Source organism: Rhodoferax sp. LS1R11 (genome assembly GCF_056521395.1).
Window position 1 is genome coordinate 21223 of the sequence record NZ_JBWMAW010000010.1, and the last position, 19862, is coordinate 41084.

Sequence of the window (19862 nt, forward strand, 5' to 3'; positions counted from 1 at the left end):
TTTCAGGGTTCGGCACCCCTTGAAAATTGAATTCAATTTGAATTCAATCTGTCAGCTTTAGTCCCTTGGTCAGTGCCTGTTCAAGCCCCTTCTTGAATGACTTCTTGATAGCGTCAGGTCCAAGACCGTTCCCGGTAAAACCCTTAGCTGCAATCCCGTCAATCACCTGATTGACAATCGCGTCAAGCTCAGTAGCTGATGCTTTTGGTTTGAGGCCATAGGCGTCCACCGCTATCGCAAACAACTGAAGCGCACGCTGGTCGCTCAGCCTGTTCTCAACGGATTGAGACGTATCACGGGTCTCCTTGGTTCTGGCGACATTGGAATCATTGGGACGACTACCCATGATGATTACATCTGGTGTCGGTCTACCAGGAACATAGAAAACTGTCTTTGCCAGCGACTCTCGCAGGGCAACAAACTCGGGTGCTAATTCAAATCGCTTGCTGTCAGTCAACAAGTCAATGCAACTGACAACATCGACCATTGCGAATTTTGTGGCCTTTGCTCTATTGTTGTAAGCGTGATTCCGAAGCCAATGCACGTACCCTACACATGGCTCATCCCTGAGACGTTTACCCAGAAACAGATAGCGTTCACGATAGCCTTCATTCAGGAACTCATTTTCCTTAACGATGCCCTCGGCCTTCTTCGACGGGTCAATGCCCATACTAAGCAAAGCAACTTGCCAGACGGTCAACTCACGGTCTTGCTCTGCAATTTTCCAATTGGGTGAAGGAGTTTGTGCCCCGCTACTGAATGCTGTCTTTGATGCCATTGCTTTTCACCTTTCGTTCCAGAACCGATTTTTTCGGGTCAATGAAGCCCCATCCCCACGTCGGCAGCGGCGAGTCTTGCCGCTCGGATGATTTCACGGACACTTTCGCCTCGACACCAAGCATCAACCATGTCCGCCCACGCTTGGAGCATGACCCGGCGTTGCTCACCATATTCGGCCTTGTTGTAGATGGAGCGAACATCGCTTTCTTCGTGTGCAAGGCACTTTTCAATCCAGTCCCGGTTAAAGCCTGCTTCGTTAAGCAAGGATGACGCCGTTCTGCGCAGGTCATGCACACTGAAGCTGGCGAATTCAGCACCACCAGCACGAATGTGCTTGACGGCAGCGTCAATTACACGATTGAGGGTGGCATCGCTGATTGGCAGCTTGAGGTCGTATCGGCTGGGGTGAAGATACTTTGACGACTCAAAGCAGGTTTTGAATGTGACGAGGATGTCCAATGCCTGCTGGCTTAAATAGACAACCAATGGCTTTTTGGCCTTCATTCTTGTCGCCGGAATTGTCCATGTGGCGGCTTCAAAATCGACTTCTGACCATAGGCCGCCGATGAACTCCCCTTTTCGCACCATCGTCAACAAGACAAACTTGACAGCAAGGCGAAGGGTTGGGCTGGTGGCCGTCTCGTCCAGTGCAAGAAAAAATTGTCTGATTTCTGCAGGGGAAAGTGCGCGTTCCCGTGGTTTGAATGTAGCGATGTCGCTGGGTTTGATGCTCTCAGCCGGATTTTTGAGGTCCAGAGTTTTGTCTTTAGTGTGCGCAAACCTGAACACCAGCAAGACGATTTCACGAACTTGAATGGCTGGCGCTGGTGCACCGCGTGCTTTGACCTTTTCACATAAGGCCATTAATGCTGCCACCGTAATCTCTTCCAGTTTTAGCTTACCGAATGGCCCTACAAGATCGCGGTTGTAAATGGAGCGGCGCATAGCCAGCGTCGAGTCTGCAAGTCTCGCTCCGTTGTCAGGGTCGGCCTTGTCTGTGAAGTAGCGTTCTGCCCAACTGCCAAAAGTAAGTGACTCGGCAATTTGAGTGCGCTTTTCCGCTTTAGCGCGAGAAGGAGATTCGCCCTTCTCCACACTCCGACGGGCATCCGCAAGCAGCATGCGTGCTTCTGCCAATGTGAGGCTAATGCCGTATTCCAGTTCCTCAAGCCCTCTGGCGACTTTTGAGGATATGTTTTCGTCGTAACGCCCGATCGTGAGTGTTTCGCGTCGTCCGTTAATTCGGTAGTCGTATCGAAAAGACTTGGTGCCTGAAGTGGCAACCGAAACATACATGCCGTCACGGTCAGCAACTTTGTATGTCTTCTCAGTTTGTTTGAGCTTTTTTAGTTCGGTATCAGTCAGCATGTCGGCCCTTAATTACCGTCATTTTCTACCGTCAGACCATCTGGCGGTAGAAAAAATGACGACTTATTGGCACCTGACATTTACCGTCAAAGCAACCGTCAAAATTGACTGGCTGGCAATGGACGATACCAAACAGAAATGGACAGTAACTTATTGATTTACAAAGAAGTTCAGTCGCATAGAAGGATGTCGTTGGACGGTGCGGAACAATTATGAATTATTCCCACTCGATGGTGGCGGGTGGCTTGCTGCTCACATCGTAAGTTACCCGGTTGATACCGCGGACTTCGTTGATGATGCGCCCCGACACTTTTTTGAGCAGGGCATAGGGCAACTCTGCCCAGTCAGCCGTCATGAAGTCGCTGGTCTGTACCGCGCGCAAAGCAACGACATAGTCGTAGGTTCGACCATCGCCCATCACGCCCACACTTTTAACCGGTAAAAACACAGTGAACGCCTGGCTGGTCAGGTCATACCAGCTCTTGCCGCTCTCTTCATCAATGAAGTTACGCAGTTCCTCAATGAAGATGGCGTCAGCTTGACGCAGCAGGTCGGCGTATTCCTTCTTGACTTCGCCCAGAATGCGCACACCCAGTCCGGGGCCTGGGAACGGATGGCGATACACCATGTGGTAGGGCAGACCCAGGGCCACACCCAGTTCGCGCACTTCGTCTTTGAACAATTCGCGCAAAGGCTCCAGCAACTTCAGACCGAGTTGTTCAGGCAAGCCGCCCACGTTGTGGTGGCTTTTGATGACGACGGCTTTTTTGGTTTTGGCACCGCCCGACTCAATGACATCGGGATAAATCGTGCCTTGTGCCAGCCAGGCCACGTGGCGCGACTGGTCATTTTTGAGCTTGCCCGCTTCAGCCTTGAAGACCTCCACGAACTCGCGGCCAATGATCTTGCGTTTGGCTTCAGGTTCACTGACGCCGGCCAGGTGGCCCAAAAACTGGTCGGCCGCGTCGACTCGAACGACCTTGGCGTGCAATTTTCCGACAAACATGTCCATCACCATGTCGCCTTCATTCAGGCGCAACAATCCGTGGTCAACAAACACGCACGTGAGCTGGTCTCCAATGGCGCGGTGAATCAGCGCAGCAGCAACCGATGAGTCCACGCCGCCAGACAGACCCAAAATAACTTCTTCCTTACCGACCTGGGCCCGGATTTTTTCAACGGCTTCGCTGATGTAGTCACCCATGATCCAGTCTGGGCGGGTGCCACAAATGTCGAGCACGAAGCGCTCCAGAATCGCGGCTCCGCGCTTGGTGTGCGTGACCTCAGGGTGGAACTGCACGCCATAAAAACGGCGTTCTTCATCGGCCATGCCGGCGATCGGACAGCTGTCGGTGCTGGCCATCACCTTGAAACCATGTGGCAATTCCGTGACCTTGTCGCCATGGCTCATCCACACCTGCAACATGCCGTGTCCCATGGCGGTGGCGTAGTCCTGAATGCCTTCGAGCAATTGGGTATGTCCATGCGCGCGCACATCGGCCTGGCCAAATTCGCGTTTATGGCCGCTTTGCACAATGCCGCCCAACTGGTGCGCCATGGCTTGCATGCCATAGCAAATACCAAGCACCGGAATACCTAGCTCAAACACCGATTGGGGTGCCTTGTCAGTGGTTTCTTCGTAGATGCTGGCGTGGCTGCCCGAAAGGATGATGCCCTTCAGGTTGCCATCACGTGCATAGGCACGAATCCAGTCGTCGGTCACGTCACAGGGGTGAACCTCGCAAAAAACGTGCGCCTCGCGGATACGGCGGGCAATGAGCTGGGTGACTTGAGATCCAAAGTCGAGGATGAGAATTTTTTGATGCATAACTGTGATCAGTTGGGGGCAACGCGAACCAGGCGGGGACACATCTGCTGTGCCCTGCCCGGTTCCAGGATTAATCAGCCCGGTAGTTGGGTGCTTCTTTGGTGATCTGCACGTCGTGTACATGGCTTTCGCGAATGCCGGCTGTGGTAATTTCCACAAACTCAGCCTGATTTTGCATGTCCTCGATCGTGGCGCAGCCACAGTAACCCATGCTGGCGCGCACGCCGCCTGCCATCTGGAAAACAATGGAGACCATGGACCCTTTGTAAGGAACGCGCCCTTCAATACCTTCGGGAACCAGCTTGTCGGCATTGGGGTTGCCCGTGGTGGATTCCTGGAAGTAACGATCCGCACTGCCCTGCTGCATGGCGCCAATACTGCCCATGCCACGGTAGCTCTTGTAGCTGCGACCCTGGAATAAAATGACTTCACCCGGTGCTTCTTCGGTGCCGGCAAACATGCCGCCCATCATGACCGTGCTCGCTCCGGCTGCGAGAGCCTTGGAGATGTCGCCGCTGTAGCGAATGCCGCCATCCGCAATCAGTGGAATGCCACTGCCTTGGAGTGCCGTGGCCACGCTGTCGATCGCCATGATCTGGGGAACACCCACACCGGCCACGATGCGTGTTGTGCAGATAGAGCCAGGACCGATGCCGACTTTGACCGCATCAGCGCCCGCCTCGGCCAGCGCCAGTGCAGCAGCGCCGGTCGCAATGTTGCCACCGATGACGTCAATGTGCGGGTAATTTTGTTTGACCCAGCGAACACGTTCGATCACACCTTTGCTGTGGCCGTGCGCGGTATCCACCACGATGGCGTCAACCCCCGCGCGGGCCAGTGCCTCCACGCGCTCTTCTGTGCCCTCGCCCACACCGACCGCGGCGCCCACGCGCAACTTGCCTTGTGCATCACGCGCGGCGTTGGGGAAGCTGGTTTGTTTGGTGATGTCTTTCACCGTGATCAGGCCCTTGAGCTCAAACTCGGCGTTGACGACGAGCAGTCGCTCAATCTTGTACTGGTTCAGCAGCACCTTGGCCTGAGCCAGCGTCGTGCCATCGGGCACAGTGACCAATTTGTCGCGCTGCGTCATGATCTGACTCACGGGCAGGTCATAGCGGGTCTCGAAACGCAAGTCACGGCCCGTGACAATGCCCACGACCTTGCCGCCGTCACAGACCGGAAAGCCGGACACGCCCAACTGGGCCGACAACTCCATGACTTGGCGCACCGTGTGGTGCGGGGTGATGACCACCGGGTCGCGCAGCACACCGGACTCATAACGCTTGACCTTGGCCACCTGGGCTGCTTGTTCCTGGGCCGACATATTCTTGTGAACGATGCCGATGCCGCCCTCCTGGGCAATGGCAATGGCCAGCCTGGCTTCCGTGACGGTGTCCATGGCGGCAGACACCAAGGGCAAATTCAAGGCAATGTTGCGGGAAAAACGGGTCGCGAGGGATGTGTCCTTAGGAAGGACTTGGGAGAACGCAGGCACCAACAAGACGTCGTCGAAGGTGAGCGCTTTGCCGATTAGGCGCATGTCTTAGCTCCAAATGACGGATTGTACCCGCGCCTACCCTGTTGAATTTACCCGCAAGACCGACAAAAGTACATCGAGCCCTGCCCAACGGCACGCGAGACTCGAGAATTCGGGCTGGTGAGCGCTAAACTTCTCTCATGAAACATACGCGGCTTATATTGTTGGCGCTGGCATGCTCCCTCCCCATGGCAGCCTCTGCCCAGTGGCAGTGGACCGACAAAGACGGTCGTCGGGTTTTCAGCGACCGTGCGCCTCCGGCAGACATTCTGGAAAAAAATATCCTCAAACGACCGGGTGGCCGCGCAACGCCTGTCGTGCCGTCCGAGTCTTCAACCCAAACCGGTGTGCCCACCGCTGCAGCGCCCGCGGCGGCTGCCAGTGCGCCGAAATTGAGCGGTACTGACAAAGAACTGTCCGAGAAAAAAAAGACGGCCGAAGAAACTGAAACCGCCAAGCGCAAGGCTGAGGAAGAAAAAATTCTCAAAACAAAGATTGAGAACTGCGCACGCGCCAAACAGGCCAAAGCAGGTTTTGACTCAGGGGTGCGGATGGCCCGTACCAATGAAAAGGGCGAACGCGAGGTAATGGATGAAGCCGCGCGCGCCAATGAGATGAAGCGGATCCAGTCAGTGATCGATGCCGACTGCAAATAGTTTTTTGCAAGCGGGTTTTGACGGATTCATCAATAACCAGCTTTGGCCCCAGCGCGTTTTTTGACGAAAAGTCCGGCGGTTCGCGCGCCCTGCTTGGCAAAGCGCTCTCGCCGGGCCACTTTGGGGTCGACGGACAGCGGACGGTAGACCTCTACCCGATCCTTGTCCTTCAGGACGTGTTTGACCCCTACCTTGCGTCCCCACACGCCAACAATCGTCGAGAGGTGGTCAATATCAGGGAACTGCTGAAGCAAACCACTCGCGATGAGCGCCTGCAAGACCGTACTGCCCTCGGTCAGATGCAGAAGGACCTCGTGCACCTCCCTGGGTGCCGGCGAATAGGCCACCGCTATTTCAAGGGTCAATTTACTCCCCATAAACTTGTGTGGCTCGTTTGACGAAGGCATCCACCATGCTGCCTGCGATTTTGTCGAAGACGGGGCCGACGAGCTTGCCCAGTGTGGCATTGGCAAAACCATAGTGAAGCGTCAACTCCACTTTGCAGGCGCGCTGGCTGCCATCGCCAATGGGCAGGAAGTTCCAGACGCCATCCAGGCGGGAAAACGGACCATTCACCAGCTTCATGGTCACTTGCTGGCTTGGGATGTGCTCGTTGCGGGTGGTGAATGTCTGGCGAATGCCGCTGAAGGAGATGCCGATTTCGGCGGTCATCCCGGCCGCGTCGGCCGTGACCACGCGGGCGTTGTCACACCAGGGCAAAAACTGGGGATATTGGTCGACTTCGGTCACAAGAACATACATTTCTTGTGGGCTGTACCAGATCAGGACGGACTTGCTAACGGTTTTCATAGAATGGAGGGCTGCGCGGGATTGTAGACAAGCCTTGTACGCACGACTTACAACCCCAGATTGAACCTATGGCCAAGAAACCCGAAACCGCTGCCCGCATTGCCGACAACAAAAAGGCGGCCTACAACTACTTTTTTGAAGAGCGCTTTGAGGCGGGTCTGGTGCTGGAAGGATGGGAGGTCAAATCACTTCGCGCAGGCAAAGTGCAGTTGACTGACGGCTATGTGGTGGTCCGCAATGGCGAACTTTTTGTGATTGGCCTGCAAATTCAACCGTTGAACACCGCGTCCAGCCATATCAGCCCGGACAAGGTTCGCACAAAAAAACTCCTGCTGCACAAAGAGGAAATCAAGCGCCTGATTGGCAAAGTAGACCAAAAAGGGTACACGCTGGTGCCGATCAACCTTCACTGGAAGGCCGGCAAGATCAAATGCGAGATTGCACTGGCCAAAGGCAAGGCTGAACACGACAAGCGCGACACCATCAAGGACCGTGAAGGCAAACGCGAAGTGGAGCGGGCCATGAAAGGCAACCGGCGCTAGATATTTTTTAACGCCATGGAATAAACGGCGGCGTCGTGGTGTTTGTGTCAGTGCAAATGCTTGTTTGCATCCCTCAACTCAGGAGCTCACCATGAAATTCACTTCGCGTACCGCCCTCTCTGCCGCGCTATCTCTCGTCTTGTTAGGGGGTTGTGCCTCCATGATGGCGGCGCCGGCCAATGTCGCCGATGGCGTTCTCGTCGGACCTAACGGCATGACGCTCTACACCTTTGACAAAGATGTGGCGGGCAGCGGTAAATCGGTTTGCAACGGCCCGTGCGCCACCAACTGGCCTCCTTTGATGGTTGTCGAGGCTGACAAAGCCGCGGGCGACTTCACCGTGATCACCCGCGACGATGGCAAAAAACAATGGGCCGTCAAAGGCAAACCTGTTTATTTCTGGATCAAGGACACCAAGCCCGGCGACAAAACGGGTGACGGCTTCAACCAGGTGTGGCACGCCGCCAAGCCTTGAGCTTTTGATGCTCGCGCAGCCTGTTGTTGATCACATCCCCGCGCTGCGCCGGTATGCGCGCTCGCTGACTGGTGATCCATGGGCTGCCGACGATCTGGTGCAGGACACGCTGGAGCGGGCCTGCAGCAAGTGGCGCTTGTGGGCCGCCGGTTCGGATTTGCGAGCATGGCTGTTCACGGTGATGCACAACCTGTTTGTCAATCAACTGCGCCGTAGCGTCCGGCAAGACCAGGGCACTGCCGTTGACGTGGAGGAGGTGGTCCACGAATTGATCGCGCCAGACGCGGACATGGGGGACGTGATGGATCTGCAGCGCTGTTTGTTGCGCCTGCCGCCGGAACAGCGTGCGGTATTGCTGCTGGTCAGCGAAGAAGGGATGAGCTATGCCGAGGTGGCAAAAATTACCGGTGTTCCTCAAGGCACGGTCATGTCGCGTTTGTCCCGGGCCCGCACCCGCTTGCAGGCGTTGTTGAACGCGCCCGCCCGCTGTGCCGATGCACCCTCCCTCATGGAAGGCCAAAGCGCATCAGTCACCGTATTTCGCCGCAAGACATGAGTGACCGGAACAACACCATGAACAACCTGCCTACGCCCCCTTTGAGTGACGACGAAATTCACGCTTTTGTGGATGGCCAATTGACACCCGCCCAACGTGCGGGGGTGCAGGCCCGGCTCTTGCACGACTTGCCTGCGCAGAGTGCCGTCAAGACCTGGCAACAGCAGCGGGCTGCGTTGCAGGCCTTGCATCAAGCCGTTTATGAGGCGCCTTTGCCTGCGTCATTGCGCCAGTCCGCACAGCAGATTGCCAGCCGTCAGCAGGCGCTTGACCAGTGGTGGCGCTGGGGTGGCAAGGCGGCGAGTGTTTTTCTGGCGTTTGGCGTCGGCTGGATCGCCAATTCGGTCTGGAATGGCGGGTTCAGAACGGGGGGGGGGCCACCTGCCCTGGCCCGATCAGCTGCGGCGCAGGACTTTGCGCGGCAGGCGAGCGTGGCGCATGTGGTGTTCTCCCCGGAGGTGCGTCACCCGGTGGAAGTGGCCGCCGCCGACCAGGAGCATTTGCTGAAATGGCTCTCCAAGCGACTGGGCAAGTCCCTCAAGGTCCCTAACCTGGCGCCGCAGGGGTATGAGCTGATGGGGGGGCGGTTGCTTCCCGGCGAGGCAGGTGCCCGCGCCCAGTTCATGTTTCAAAGTGCTGCCGGCACCCGCATCACGCTCTATCTGGGGGCCGTCGACAAGGCGCCCGTGGGGGCGGACAAACGGGAAACGGGATTTCACTTCTCTGCAGAGGGCCCTACGCCGAGTTTTTACTGGGTCGATCAGGGCTTCGGCTACGCAATCGCAGGGCCCATGCCGCGCGCTGAACTCATGAAGCTGGCTGAAGCCGTTTACAGCCAGCTTTGAGGGTTTTTAGTCGAGCTTGCGCAGTGGATGGGTCGCTGGCGTCCAAGGGCTCGCAAAAAAGGGCGCCACCATCGCAGGTGTGACGTCTTCAATACGGGTTGGGTTCCAGCGCGGGCTATGGTCTTTGTCTACCACCAGCGCCCGTATGCCTTCGATCGTCTCGCTTTCAGCGGCGGAACGCGCCAGATGGAGCGGGTGAAAGCAATGCTGAACCATGTCGCGTTCCATCCGCAGATCGTCGGCGAGCGTTAGCGTTCGGGCACGGCGAACTTGCTCCAGCGCGACATGCAACATCAGCGGTGAGCGTTTTCGCAGTGTGGCAGCGGTGTGCTGCGCCCAGGCGCTGCTGTCAGCCTCCAGCGCCTGAATGATTTCCTTAACCCCTGGTTTTGAGAAATATTGATCAATTTGGCCTGTAGCCCCCGTCCTATGTGCGGGAGTAGCTATTGAATAGATAGCAAGCCAATCAGCCACAGCCGCGTCATTTTGCGTGTCCAGGTCGGCCAATGAGTCCCAGGCTGGCGCGAGCTGGACCGCGTCGAGGCAGGCATCCGCCAAGCCATATGCCAAGGCCTCCCCGGCCCCGATCACATCGCCGGTCAGGGCCAGCCATTCACCGGTCCGACCCGGGCAGCGGCTCAAAAAATAGCCGCCACCCACATCGGGAAAAAGGCCTATGTTGGTTTCGGGCATGGCCATTTGGGTTCGCTCAGTCACCAGCCGCAGCTGGGTGCCTTGCCTTCCGTGCCCACATAAACCCATGCCCCCGCCCATGACGATGCCATCCAGGAAGGCAATGTAGGGCTTTGAATAGGTATGAATCAGGTGGTTCAGCGCATATTCCTCGGTGAAGAACGCGTCAAGGTCCACATCGCCAGCGAGTGCGGCCTGATGGAAGAAGCGAATATCCCCGCCTGCGCAAAAACTCCCAAATGGGCCTTCGCGGCCCATGCCGCTAATCGCGACAAACGCCACCTCCGGGTCGGCCTGCCAGGTGCTGAGTTGGCCCGCCAGCAGGCGGATCATTGCCAGCGACAGGGCATTGAGGGCGCGCGGCCGATTCAGCGTGACAAAGCCGCCAGCGCCGCGAATTTCAAATTGAACCAGGGGTTCGACGGGATTCATGATCTGCTTCTCCAACCGATGAGTTCATTGATGGCCAGGGCTCCGATCACCAGCGTGCCGCCCAGCAGCACGTTGGGGCCAGGTACCTCGTTGGCGCCGACCCAGGCCAGGAGGATGCCGAAAATGACTTCCAGCAGACCCAGCAGGGCGATCTCCGGTGCCTTGAGTACTTTGGTGCACATCACCGCCAGACTGGATGGGATCGCCAGTTGCACCAGACCCAACCCGGCCAGCAAGACCAGGTCATGCCCGGACGCCTGGAATGGAAACGCCAGCGGCAGTGTGATCAAGGAGGAAAAGATGGCGCCAATCAGCACCGCCGGGACCAGGTCCACGTCGTGCCCCTTGGCATGTGCATGTTGCGTAACGGTCCAGTTGGCCGCCCCCGAGATCGGCACACACAGGGCGACAAGGGTCCCCGTGAGGCTGATGCCTTCACTGATCTGGCTGCCATACATGTAGCCAATGCCCAACCCTGCCACCACGATGGCAAACCAGGTTCGACGGGCAATGTGATGGCCAATAAAAACCCGCGCCGCCAGCGCGGTCAGCAGCGGACCGATGGCCATCGTCACCAGGACATTGGCCACACTCGTCAGCATAATGGCCAACATGAAGAAGGTGAACATGCCGCACCAGCAGATGCCTGAAATCCAGAGTGATGCCCCGCCGGTGCGCATCTTCGTAAAGACGTCACGGCCCTGAAACAGCGGCAGGATCACCAACAGCGACAACACGGTGAAAAAACTGCGCCAGAAGGTCACCTCAAAACTGCGTGCATGCTCCAGATGGCGCGTCACCACACCGGCAATTGACCACATCAGGGTGACCGCCACCATCAAAAGCACGGCGCGGTTGTGATTCAGTTTCATGGAAAAACCACCTTGGCCAAGAGACTGGCTCGTGAATGAAAAATCCCGGGACAGGCCCGGGATCAAAGTCAGCGACTTGAGAGATTAACGGCCAGCGCGTTTGCGCTCGCTCTCGGTCAGGTGGCGCTTGCGCAGACGAATCGACTTGGGTGTGATTTCGACCAACTCGTCGTCCTCAATGAACTCCACCCCATATTCCAGCGTGCATTCGATGGGGGGGGTGATCTTGATTGCATCTTCCTTGCCCGAAACGCGGAAGTTGGTCAGCTGCTTGGTACGCGTGGCGTTGACCACCAGATCGTTGTCACGGTTGTGGATGCCGACAATCATGCCTTCGTACACCGGATCATTTGCCTTGACAAACATGCGGCCACGGTCGTCCAACTTGCCCAGGGCATAGGTGAAAATTTCACCCGCGTCCATGGAAATCAGCACGCCATTCTTGCGGCCACCAATCTCGCCCTTGTGCGGCTCGTAGCAATCGAAAATGTTGGCGATCAGACCAGAGCCACGTGTCAAGTTCAGGAACTCATTGGTGAAACCGATCAGGCCACGTGCCGGAATACGGTACTCCAGGCGCACACGGCCACGGCCGTCCGGCTCCATGTTGACCAGTTCACCCTTGCGCTCACCCAAAGCCTGCATGACGCCGCCCTGATGTTGCTCCTCGATGTCGGCGGTGACCAACTCGATGGGCTCACATTTCTCGCCATTGATTTCCTTGAACATCACGCGCGGCTTGGAGACCGCCATTTCGTAGCCTTCGCGACGCATGTTTTCCAACAAGATGGTCAGGTGCAATTCGCCACGACCCATCACTTCGAAGATACCTTCTTCGCCAGTCTCGCTGACGCGCAACGCGACGTTGTGTTGCAGTTCCTTTTGCAAACGGTCCCAGATCTGGCGGCTGGTGACGTACTTGCCTTCGCGACCGGCCAAGGGGCTGGTATTGACGCAAAAATTCATGGTCAGGGTCGGCTCATCGACCTTGAGCATGGGCAGTGGTGCGGGCGTGACCGGGTCGGTGATCGTGACGCCGATACCGATGTCATTGATGCCGTTGATCAGCACGATTTCGCCGGGGCCGGCTTCTGTCGCCTGCACACGTTCCAGACCCTGGAATGTCAAAACCTGGTTGATACGGCCCTTGACCGCCTTGCCATCCGGGCCTTCCATGACCACGACATCCATCATCGGCTTGATCGTGCCCTGGCTGATACGGCCAACGCCGATGCGACCCACGAAGGTGGAGAAGTCGAGCGCAGAGATTTGCAGCTGCAACGGGGCGGCCGGGTCACCGCTTTGGGCAGGCACATGGGCGAGCACGGTGTTGAACAAGGCCGACATGTCGGGACCCCACTGCTCACCAGGTGCGCCCTCTTCCAGCGAGGACCAGCCATTGATGCCTGAGGCATACACAACGGGGAAGTCCAGTTGCTCATCGGTCGCGCCCAGTTTGTCAAACAAATCAAAAGCGGCGTTAACGACCTTGTCGGGGTTGGCGCCTGGCTTGTCAACTTTGTTCACCACCACGATCGGCTTGAGACCCAGGGCCAAAGCCTTTTTGGTCACGAAACGCGTCTGGGGCATGGGGCCTTCCTGCGCATCGATCAACAGCACCACACCGTCCACCATGGACAGCGCGCGCTCCACCTCACCGCCGAAGTCGGCGTGTCCGGGGGTGTCAACGATGTTGATGTGCGTACCTTCCCAGCTCACGGCGCAGTTTTTGGCCAGAATCGTGATGCCACGTTCTTTTTCGATGGCGTTGTTGTCCATCACGGTATCGACAACTTTTTCGTGCTCGGCAAAGGTGCCGGACTGGCGCAGCAATTGGTCGACCATGGTGGTCTTGCCATGATCGACGTGGGCGATGATGGCGATGTTTCGGATTTGTTTAATGGTCATGGTTGCTTTCTCTTAAATCTGGTCAAAATTTGTGTTCTGGGTGCTTGAGGCCAGAGCTGCGTGCTGCACGCCTACACCCGTTCCACAATGTCCCAATATTTGCTCAATCTCCAGCGGACTCAGTAGTCGCCCCGGTATCAGTTCACCCGCTTTTACCTGGGCTGTGCCCAGCAGGGCACGGGGTTTGTCGCCATAAACGGCTACTTGCCCGGTATCAGACCAGCTTCCCCGGCGGCGTACGCCACTGAGGAACCGCCCTGCATTCTCTGCATCCAGCGTGACAACGGTGTGATCGCCCAATAACGATTCCACCGGCATCAGGCAGCTCAATCTTTCTTCTTCCGACATGGCTTCCAAGGCGGCCAATGTCACACATCTGGCGATGTCGAAACCGCCCGTTTCGATACGTCGCAAGGCGATCAGGTGTGCGCCACACCCGAGAGCCTCGCCCATATCCTCGCCCAGCGTGCGGATGTAGGTACCTTTGCTGCATTTCACTATCATTTTGATAGCCGGATGCGCAGTATCCACGTCCATCAAGGTCACATTCAATTCATGAATGGTGATCTCGCGAGCTTCACGTTCAATCTCAATGCCTGCACGTGCATATTCGTACAACGCCTTGCCGTCTTTCTTCAAAGCGCTGTGCATGGGCGGAATCTGGCGAATCAATCCGGTGAACTTCAGTGTGGCCTCACGGACGGCGGTTTCTGTCACATTCACTGGTCGCTCTTCGATCACGTCGCCTTCAGCGTCACCCGTACTGGTCTTGACGCCCAGTCGCGCCACCGCCTCGTACGTCTTGTCAGCATCCAGCTGGAGTTGACTGAACTTGGTCGCGGCTCCGAAACAAAGTGGCAACACCCCGGTTGCCAGTGGATCGAGCGTGCCTGTATGGCCTGCCTTCTCCGCGCGCAATAACCACTTCACTTTTTGTAACGCGTCATTGCTCGACCAGCCCAATGGCTTGTCCAGCAACAGCACCCCGTGAACGGGGCGCCTGGCAACCCGTGCACGTGGCGCATTCATGGGGTTCAGTCCTCTTTGGCGCGGGAGGCCACCGCCCGCGCAATCAAGGCGTTCATGTCAGCAGCTCGTTCGGTGGTCTGGTCAAACAGGAAATGCAGCGTCGGCACGGTGTGAATGTGCAGGCGCTTGAACAGGCCTGCCCGTAAAAAGCCGGCCGCCTGGTTCAAACCTTCGGTACACGCTTTGGGGTCGCCAGCCAGCAGGCTGAAGAACACCTTGGCGTGTGCATAGTCAGGCGTAACTTCCACGGCCTGAATCGTCACCATGCCCACCCGCGGATCCTTGAGTTCGCGCGCAATCAGTTCGGTCAGATCCCGTTGGATCTGATCGGCAACCTTGAAACTGCGGTTGGGGGTTTTTGACTTGAGTCGCACGATTTAGGTCAAATCCATCAAAGAGTACGGGCGATTTCGCGAATCTCGAAGAACTCCAGCACGTCACCCGATTGGATGTCGTTGTAGTTCTTGATATTCAAGCCGCACTCGAAGCCTTCCTTGACTTCCTTGGCATCGTCCTTGAAACGCTTGAGCGATTCGAGTTCACCCGTGAAGATGACCACGTTGTCGCGCAACAGACGAATACGGGCAGCCCTGCGGACGACACCAGCGGTAACCATACAGCCTGCAATGGAGCCGATCTTGGACACCTTGAACACCTGGCGGATTTCGGCGGTACCAATGACCTCCTCTTTCTTGTCGGGTGTCAACATGCCGGACATGGCGAGCTTGAGCTCATCCACGGCGTCATAGATGATGTCGTAGTAACGGATATCCACGCCATTGTTCTCGGCGAGCTTGCGGGCACCTGCGTCGGCACGGGTGTTAAAACCAATGATGACGGCTTTGGAGGCAATGGCCAGATTTACATCCGACTCACTGATGGCACCCACTGCGGTGTACACCAATTGAACTTTGACCTCGTCGGTCGACAGCTTGAGCAAGGACTGAGCCAATGCTTCCTGCGAACCTTGAACGTCGGCCTTGATGATGATGGGCACCATCTTGACGGCGCCGGCTGCCATGTCCGTGAACATGTTTTCCAGCTTGGCCGCCTGTTGCTTGGCAAGCTTGGTGTGACGGAACTTGCCAGCACGGTAGGTGGCAATTTCACGGGCACGACGTTCGTCGGACATCACCATGAATTCATCACCAGCGGCAGGTACTTCCGTCAGACCCTGAATCTCGACCGGAATGGATGGACCCGCTGTCTTGATGGTCTTGCCATTTTCGTCCAGCATGGCGCGAACCCGACCGTAGGTCGAACCAGCCAACACAATGTCACCCGTTTTGAGAGTACCCGACTGCACCAGGATGGTGGCCACAGGACCACGGCCCTTGTCCAGTTGCGCTTCAATCACGAGGCCTTTGGCCATCGCATCGACCGGGGCCCGAAGTTCCAACACCTCGGCCTGAAGCAACACTTGCTCCAGCAACTCGTCGATGCCCTTGCCGGTCTTCGCCGACACCGTGACAAACGGTGAATCACCACCAAATTCCTCAGGTACAACCTCTTCCACCACGAGTTCGTTTTTCACACGCTCGGGGTTGGCATCGGGCTTGTCGATCTTGTTGATCGCCACCACAATCGGAACACCAGCCGCCTTGGCGTGCTTGATGGCCTCTTTCGTTTGCGGCATCACACCGTCATCCGCTGCGACCACCAGAATCACGATGTCGGTGGCCTTGGCACCCCGTGCACGCATGGCCGTAAAGGCTTCGTGACCGGGTGTATCGAGGAACGAGATCATGCCGCGTGGGGTTTCCACGTGGTAGGCACCAATGTGCTGGGTAATGCCACCGGCTTCACCCGATGCCACTTTGGCGCGGCGGATGTAGTCCAGCAAGGAGGTCTTGCCATGGTCCACGTGGCCCATGACCGTGACAACCGGTGCACGAGGCAACGATTCAGATTGCTGTTGGGACACTTCGTCGTCGGTAAACGCTTCAGGGTCGTCCAGTGCGGCAACAATCGCCTTGTGGCCCATCTCTTCCACCAAGATCATGGCGGTGTCTTGGTCCAAGGGCTGGTTGATGGTGACCATCTGGCCAAGCTTCATCAGGTGTTTGATCACCTCCGACGCTTTGACGGCCATCTTGTGGGCCAATTCGGCCACGGTGATGGTCTCGGGCACATGAACTTCGATAACGCGTGCCTCGACCGGCGCTACTGGCGCCCGGTTGTCATCACGGTCACGGTCATTGCTGCCACGACGTCCACCGCGTGCAGGAGCACGCCAGTTGGAGCCACGTCCGGCACCCGGGGCGGTGGCGCCACGGGTAGGAATCGCACTTTTCTTTTTCGGGTCGCCGGCCCAGCTGCTGGACAGCTTGGCTGATTTGACTTCTTTGCCTGCGCCTGCAGCCGGTGCTGCACCAGGTGCCGCTGGAGCCCCTGGTTTGGCGGGTTTCACTGGCACTGTGCCAGCGGCTGGCTTGTGCAAGGTTCCCTTGAGGCTTGCTGCTTTGGCTGCTTCGGCCCTGAGCTCTTCAGGACGCTTGGGCGGTGGTGGTGGCTTCTTCGCCGGGGCCGACATCATCAAGCGAATGGCGGCTGCTTCAGCCTCTGCTTTGCGCCGGCGCTCACCCAAGTCTGCGGCACGAGCCAGCTCCTCAGCGGCGCGAGCCTTGGAATCAGTCGCAGCTTTTTCGCGAGCTTCCGTCTGAATCTTGGCGGCTGCCTCCGCCTTGGCGGCGACGTCAGCAGCTTGAGTTGCTGCAATATCAATAGCAGCTTGCGCTTGCTGTGCGGGGGCTGCAGGCTTGTTTTGTTCTTTGATCGCTTGTGCAGCTGCTGCTTCAGCCGCTTGGGCTGCAGCCTTTTCAGCTACGTCACGTGCTTTTGCCTCTTGCTCTTCGCGCTGACGGCGACGCTCGGACAGTTCTTCTTCCTGACGGCGGATCAGCTCAGCTTGACGGCGGGCCTCTTCCTCACGACGCGCCAGTTCAGCATTGTCGATTTGTGGTGCGGATTCGACTTCATGCTCCGATTCCGAGCCTTCAACAGCGACTTCAATGCCGTCTTCACGACGCACGAAGGTGCGTTTCTTACGCACTTCCACTTGAATGGTCCGTGCCTTGCCGCTGGAGTCCGCCTGCTTGATTTCGCTAGTTGACTTCTTCACGAGCGTGATCTTCTTGCGCTCGAGGCTGGCGGTGCCATGGCTGGCTTGTAAGTAGCTCAACAGATGCTGCTTGTCAGCATCGGTCAATGTGTCGGAAGCAGCCGATTTGGCCACTCCCGCCGATTTCAACTGCTCAAGCAGCGTATCGTTTGATTTTTTGAGTTCGGTTGCAAACTCGGCGACGGTCGTACTGGACATTTGTTGTGTAACCTTTCATGACCATTACTCTTGAGAGGCGGCGTCATTGGTAAACCAATGTTCGCGCGCCTTCATGATCAAGGTCTTGGCTTCGTCCGCAGACTGGCCGGTGATTTCTGTAAGTTCGTCAACGGCCAGGTCGGCCAGGTCGTCACGTGTGTGAACGCCGCCATCCGCGAGCTTGCCGATCAGTTCGGGTGAGAGTCCTGCGAGGTCGCGCAAATCAAGCGAAACTTCTTCAACACTCTCTTCGTGCGCAATTTCCATTGTCAGCAATGCATCTTTGGCACGAGTGCGCAATTCGTTGGCCGTGTCTTCGTCGAAACTCTCGATTTCGAGCATTTCTTCAAGCGGCACGTAAGCGACTTGCTCCAGGCTGGTAAAGCCCTCTGCAATCAGCAGGTCGGCGATTTCTTCATCGACGTCCAGCTTCTCCATGAACAACTTGCGGCCCGAGTCAGTCTCGTTGGCCTGCTTTTGGGCAGACTCCGCAGCGTCCAGGATATTGATTTTCCAGCCTGTCAGGTCCGAGGCGAGACGAACGTTCTGACCGCCACGACCTATGGCAATGGCGAGGTTTTCCTCATCCACCACCACGTCCATGGCATGACGCTCTTCGTCCACAACGATGCTGGAGACATTGGCCGGCGCAAGGGCGCCGATCACGAACTGGGCCGGATCTTCGCTCCACAAGACGATGTCAACACGCTCGCCCGCCAGCTCGTTGGTCACGCCATTGACGCGGGTGCCACGCACACCGACACAGGTGCCGATGGGGTCAACCCGTTTGTCATGAGACAACACGGCAATCTTGGCGCGAGAGCCTGCATCACGGGCGCAGGATTTGATCTCAAGCAAACCTTGCTCAATTTCAGGCACTTCATGACGGAACAACTCGACCATGAATTCAGGTGCAGAGCGCGACAAAATGATCGGTGCGCCGCGCAAGGTCAGGTCAACTTCCATGATCATGGCGCGAACGCGGTCACCGGTACGGAAGTTTTCCTTCGGAATCATTTCGCTGCGGCGCAGACGGCCTTCGACACGACCGCTCTCCACAATGATGTCGCCCTTGTCCATGCGTTTGACGGTGCCGACAAAAATCTTGTCACCGCGCGACATGAAGTCATTGAGCAGCATTTCACGCTCGGCATCACGAATTTTTTGCAGAATGACTTGCTTCGCAGCCATGGCACCAATGCGGCCAATCGGCACGGATTCCACCGTCTCTTCGATGTACTCATCCACCTCGATGTCAGGGATCTGCTCTTTGGCTTCGAACAACAGGATTTCCTGATCAGGCAACTGCAGGCCTGCCTCATCGGGGACGACATGCCAGCGACGGAATGTTTCGTAGCTGCCGCTGTCGCGATCCACGGCGACACGGATGTCCACATCACCTTGAAAAAGCTTCTTCGTCGCTTGCGCCAGCGCTGCCTCAACAGCGCCAAACACCACATCACGCTCCACGTTCTTTTCGCGTGAGATGGCCTCTACCAGCATTAACATTTCGCGATTCATGCCATGACTCTCCTGTTTCAATTCAATCCAAATCCGACTCAGTGCCACCCTTGGCGCCTCGACCCCTGAAGCTGACGATAGGCGCCAAGCGCGCCTCCTTCAACTCATCAAGCGTAAAACCCAAGGCCTGTACTGGCGCCGGCAATCTCTTTTTACTGATTTTTTGACCTGGTTTGGCTACCGGGGCATCGCTCCAGACGATCTGCCAACCCGGGGCTGCACCCGTCTCACCCTCGAGCCGCTCCAGCGTGCCGCGAAATTTTTTGCGGGTGGCGTTGACTTGGCCTGCCGCAGCAATGCCGATAGGCGCCTTCAGGGTGACATCCACCTCTTGCCCAACAAACCGCTCAAAATCTTTTTCATGCCGCAACGGGCGATCAATACCGGGCGAGGACACCTCAAGCCGCTTGTAATCGATACCATCCACCTCAAGCGCAAACAACAACTGGCGCGTGACTTTTTCGCAATCTTCAACGGTCACAAACTGATCCGCTATCGGCATGGAGGTATCTGCGGGTGCTGACCAGGGCAAGTCAATCGTGATGCGCAGCAAACCCGCAGCCGAACGCTCGGTCTCAACCAGGTCATACCCCAGACCGGCTACAGTTTGCTCAATGATTTCTTTCAGTGCCACTTGTGACTTGTCTATATATTCAATGCAAAAACGATCGACCAAAAAAAACGGGCGGTA

The 19862-nt window shown here is 57.0% G+C and carries 19 protein-coding genes; 5 read left to right on the plus strand and 14 right to left on the minus strand.

Annotated elements, in window-relative coordinates; translation table 11 throughout:
- Positions 1-43 precede the first annotated feature (43 nt).
- From AC097N_RS12905 to guaB, 4 genes are all read right to left on the minus strand, one after another.
- Positions 44-778 carry a hypothetical protein gene (locus AC097N_RS12905; RefSeq protein ID WP_479581440.1) on the minus strand — a complete coding sequence of 245 codons (735 nt, stop codon included), beginning with the start codon at positions 776-778 and terminating at the stop codon, positions 44-46.
- Between the two features lie 38 nt (positions 779-816).
- The gene (locus AC097N_RS12910; RefSeq protein WP_479581443.1) at positions 817-2148 is read right to left on the minus strand and encodes a tyrosine-type recombinase/integrase; all 1332 of its coding nucleotides are present in this window, start codon (positions 2146-2148) and stop codon (positions 817-819) included.
- A gap of 217 nt (positions 2149-2365) precedes the next feature.
- Positions 2366-3976: a glutamine-hydrolyzing GMP synthase gene (guaA, locus tag AC097N_RS12915; protein ID WP_479581445.1), complete on the minus strand. Its 1611-nt coding sequence runs from the start codon at positions 3974-3976 to the stop codon at positions 2366-2368.
- 70 nt (positions 3977-4046) lie between these two features.
- The gene (guaB, locus tag AC097N_RS12920; protein ID WP_479581447.1) at positions 4047-5516 is read right to left on the minus strand and encodes an IMP dehydrogenase; all 1470 of its coding nucleotides are present in this window, start codon (positions 5514-5516) and stop codon (positions 4047-4049) included.
- Between the two features lie 137 nt (positions 5517-5653).
- Here guaB and AC097N_RS12925 point away from each other — a divergent pair, with 137 nt between their 5' ends.
- A complete protein-coding gene (locus AC097N_RS12925) occupies positions 5654-6169 on the plus strand; it encodes a DUF4124 domain-containing protein (protein ID WP_479581449.1) in 516 nt (171 codons plus the stop codon).
- Between the two features lie 29 nt (positions 6170-6198).
- Here the strand turns inward: AC097N_RS12925 and AC097N_RS12930 are convergent, their stop codons facing one another.
- Positions 6199-6534 carry an RnfH family protein gene (locus AC097N_RS12930; protein WP_479581451.1) on the minus strand — a complete coding sequence of 112 codons (336 nt, stop codon included), beginning with the start codon at positions 6532-6534 and terminating at the stop codon, positions 6199-6201.
- Position 6535: 1 nt separating this feature from the next.
- A complete protein-coding gene (locus AC097N_RS12935) occupies positions 6536-6979 on the minus strand; it encodes a type II toxin-antitoxin system RatA family toxin (protein WP_479581453.1) in 444 nt (147 codons plus the stop codon).
- 68 nt (positions 6980-7047) lie between these two features.
- Between AC097N_RS12935 and smpB the strand changes: the two genes are divergently transcribed.
- The 4 genes from smpB to AC097N_RS12955 all read left to right on the plus strand — a co-directional run bounded on the left by smpB (position 7048) and on the right by AC097N_RS12955 (position 9397).
- Complete coding sequence (gene smpB, locus AC097N_RS12940; protein WP_479581456.1) at positions 7048-7521, plus strand: SsrA-binding protein SmpB; 474 nt, start codon at positions 7048-7050, stop codon at positions 7519-7521.
- A gap of 91 nt (positions 7522-7612) precedes the next feature.
- A complete protein-coding gene (locus tag AC097N_RS12945; RefSeq protein WP_479581458.1) occupies positions 7613-7996 on the plus strand; it encodes a COG4315 family predicted lipoprotein in 384 nt (127 codons plus the stop codon).
- Positions 7997-8003: 7 nt separating this feature from the next.
- Positions 8004-8552 carry an RNA polymerase sigma factor gene (locus AC097N_RS12950; RefSeq protein ID WP_479581459.1) on the plus strand — a complete coding sequence of 183 codons (549 nt, stop codon included), beginning with the start codon at positions 8004-8006 and terminating at the stop codon, positions 8550-8552.
- A 17-nt stretch (positions 8553-8569) separates the two neighbouring features.
- Positions 8570-9397, plus strand: a complete 828-nt coding sequence (locus tag AC097N_RS12955) for an anti-sigma factor family protein (RefSeq protein WP_479581461.1) — start codon at positions 8570-8572, stop codon at positions 9395-9397.
- 6 nt (positions 9398-9403) lie between these two features.
- On the opposite strand, the gene AC097N_RS12960 is transcribed toward AC097N_RS12955, so the two are convergent.
- The 8 genes from AC097N_RS12960 to rimP form a co-directional block, all read right to left on the minus strand.
- The gene (locus AC097N_RS12960; protein WP_479581464.1) at positions 9404-10522 is read right to left on the minus strand and encodes an enoyl-CoA hydratase/isomerase family protein; all 1119 of its coding nucleotides are present in this window, start codon (positions 10520-10522) and stop codon (positions 9404-9406) included.
- Positions 10519-11394, minus strand: coding sequence for a DMT family transporter (locus tag AC097N_RS12965; RefSeq protein ID WP_479581465.1), 876 nt, complete (start codon positions 11392-11394; stop codon positions 10519-10521). The genes AC097N_RS12960 and AC097N_RS12965 overlap by 4 nt, the downstream gene beginning before the upstream one ends.
- A gap of 84 nt (positions 11395-11478) precedes the next feature.
- Positions 11479-13302, minus strand: a complete 1824-nt coding sequence (gene typA / locus AC097N_RS12970) for a translational GTPase TypA (RefSeq protein ID WP_479581468.1) — start codon at positions 13300-13302, stop codon at positions 11479-11481.
- 12 nt (positions 13303-13314) lie between these two features.
- A complete protein-coding gene (truB, locus tag AC097N_RS12975) occupies positions 13315-14331 on the minus strand; it encodes a tRNA pseudouridine(55) synthase TruB (protein WP_479581471.1) in 1017 nt (338 codons plus the stop codon).
- 5 nt (positions 14332-14336) lie between these two features.
- Positions 14337-14705: a 30S ribosome-binding factor RbfA gene (rbfA, locus tag AC097N_RS12980; RefSeq protein WP_479581473.1), complete on the minus strand. Its 369-nt coding sequence runs from the start codon at positions 14703-14705 to the stop codon at positions 14337-14339.
- Between the two features lie 17 nt (positions 14706-14722).
- A complete protein-coding gene (infB, locus tag AC097N_RS12985; protein WP_479581475.1) occupies positions 14723-17650 on the minus strand; it encodes a translation initiation factor IF-2 in 2928 nt (975 codons plus the stop codon).
- Positions 17651-17674: 24 nt separating this feature from the next.
- A complete protein-coding gene (gene nusA, locus AC097N_RS12990; RefSeq protein ID WP_479581477.1) occupies positions 17675-19171 on the minus strand; it encodes a transcription termination factor NusA in 1497 nt (498 codons plus the stop codon).
- Between the two features lie 22 nt (positions 19172-19193).
- Positions 19194-19805 (minus strand): ribosome maturation factor RimP, encoded by a 612-nt coding sequence (rimP, locus tag AC097N_RS12995; RefSeq protein WP_479581480.1) that lies wholly within the window; start codon positions 19803-19805, stop codon positions 19194-19196.
- Positions 19806-19862: the final 57 nt, after the last annotated feature.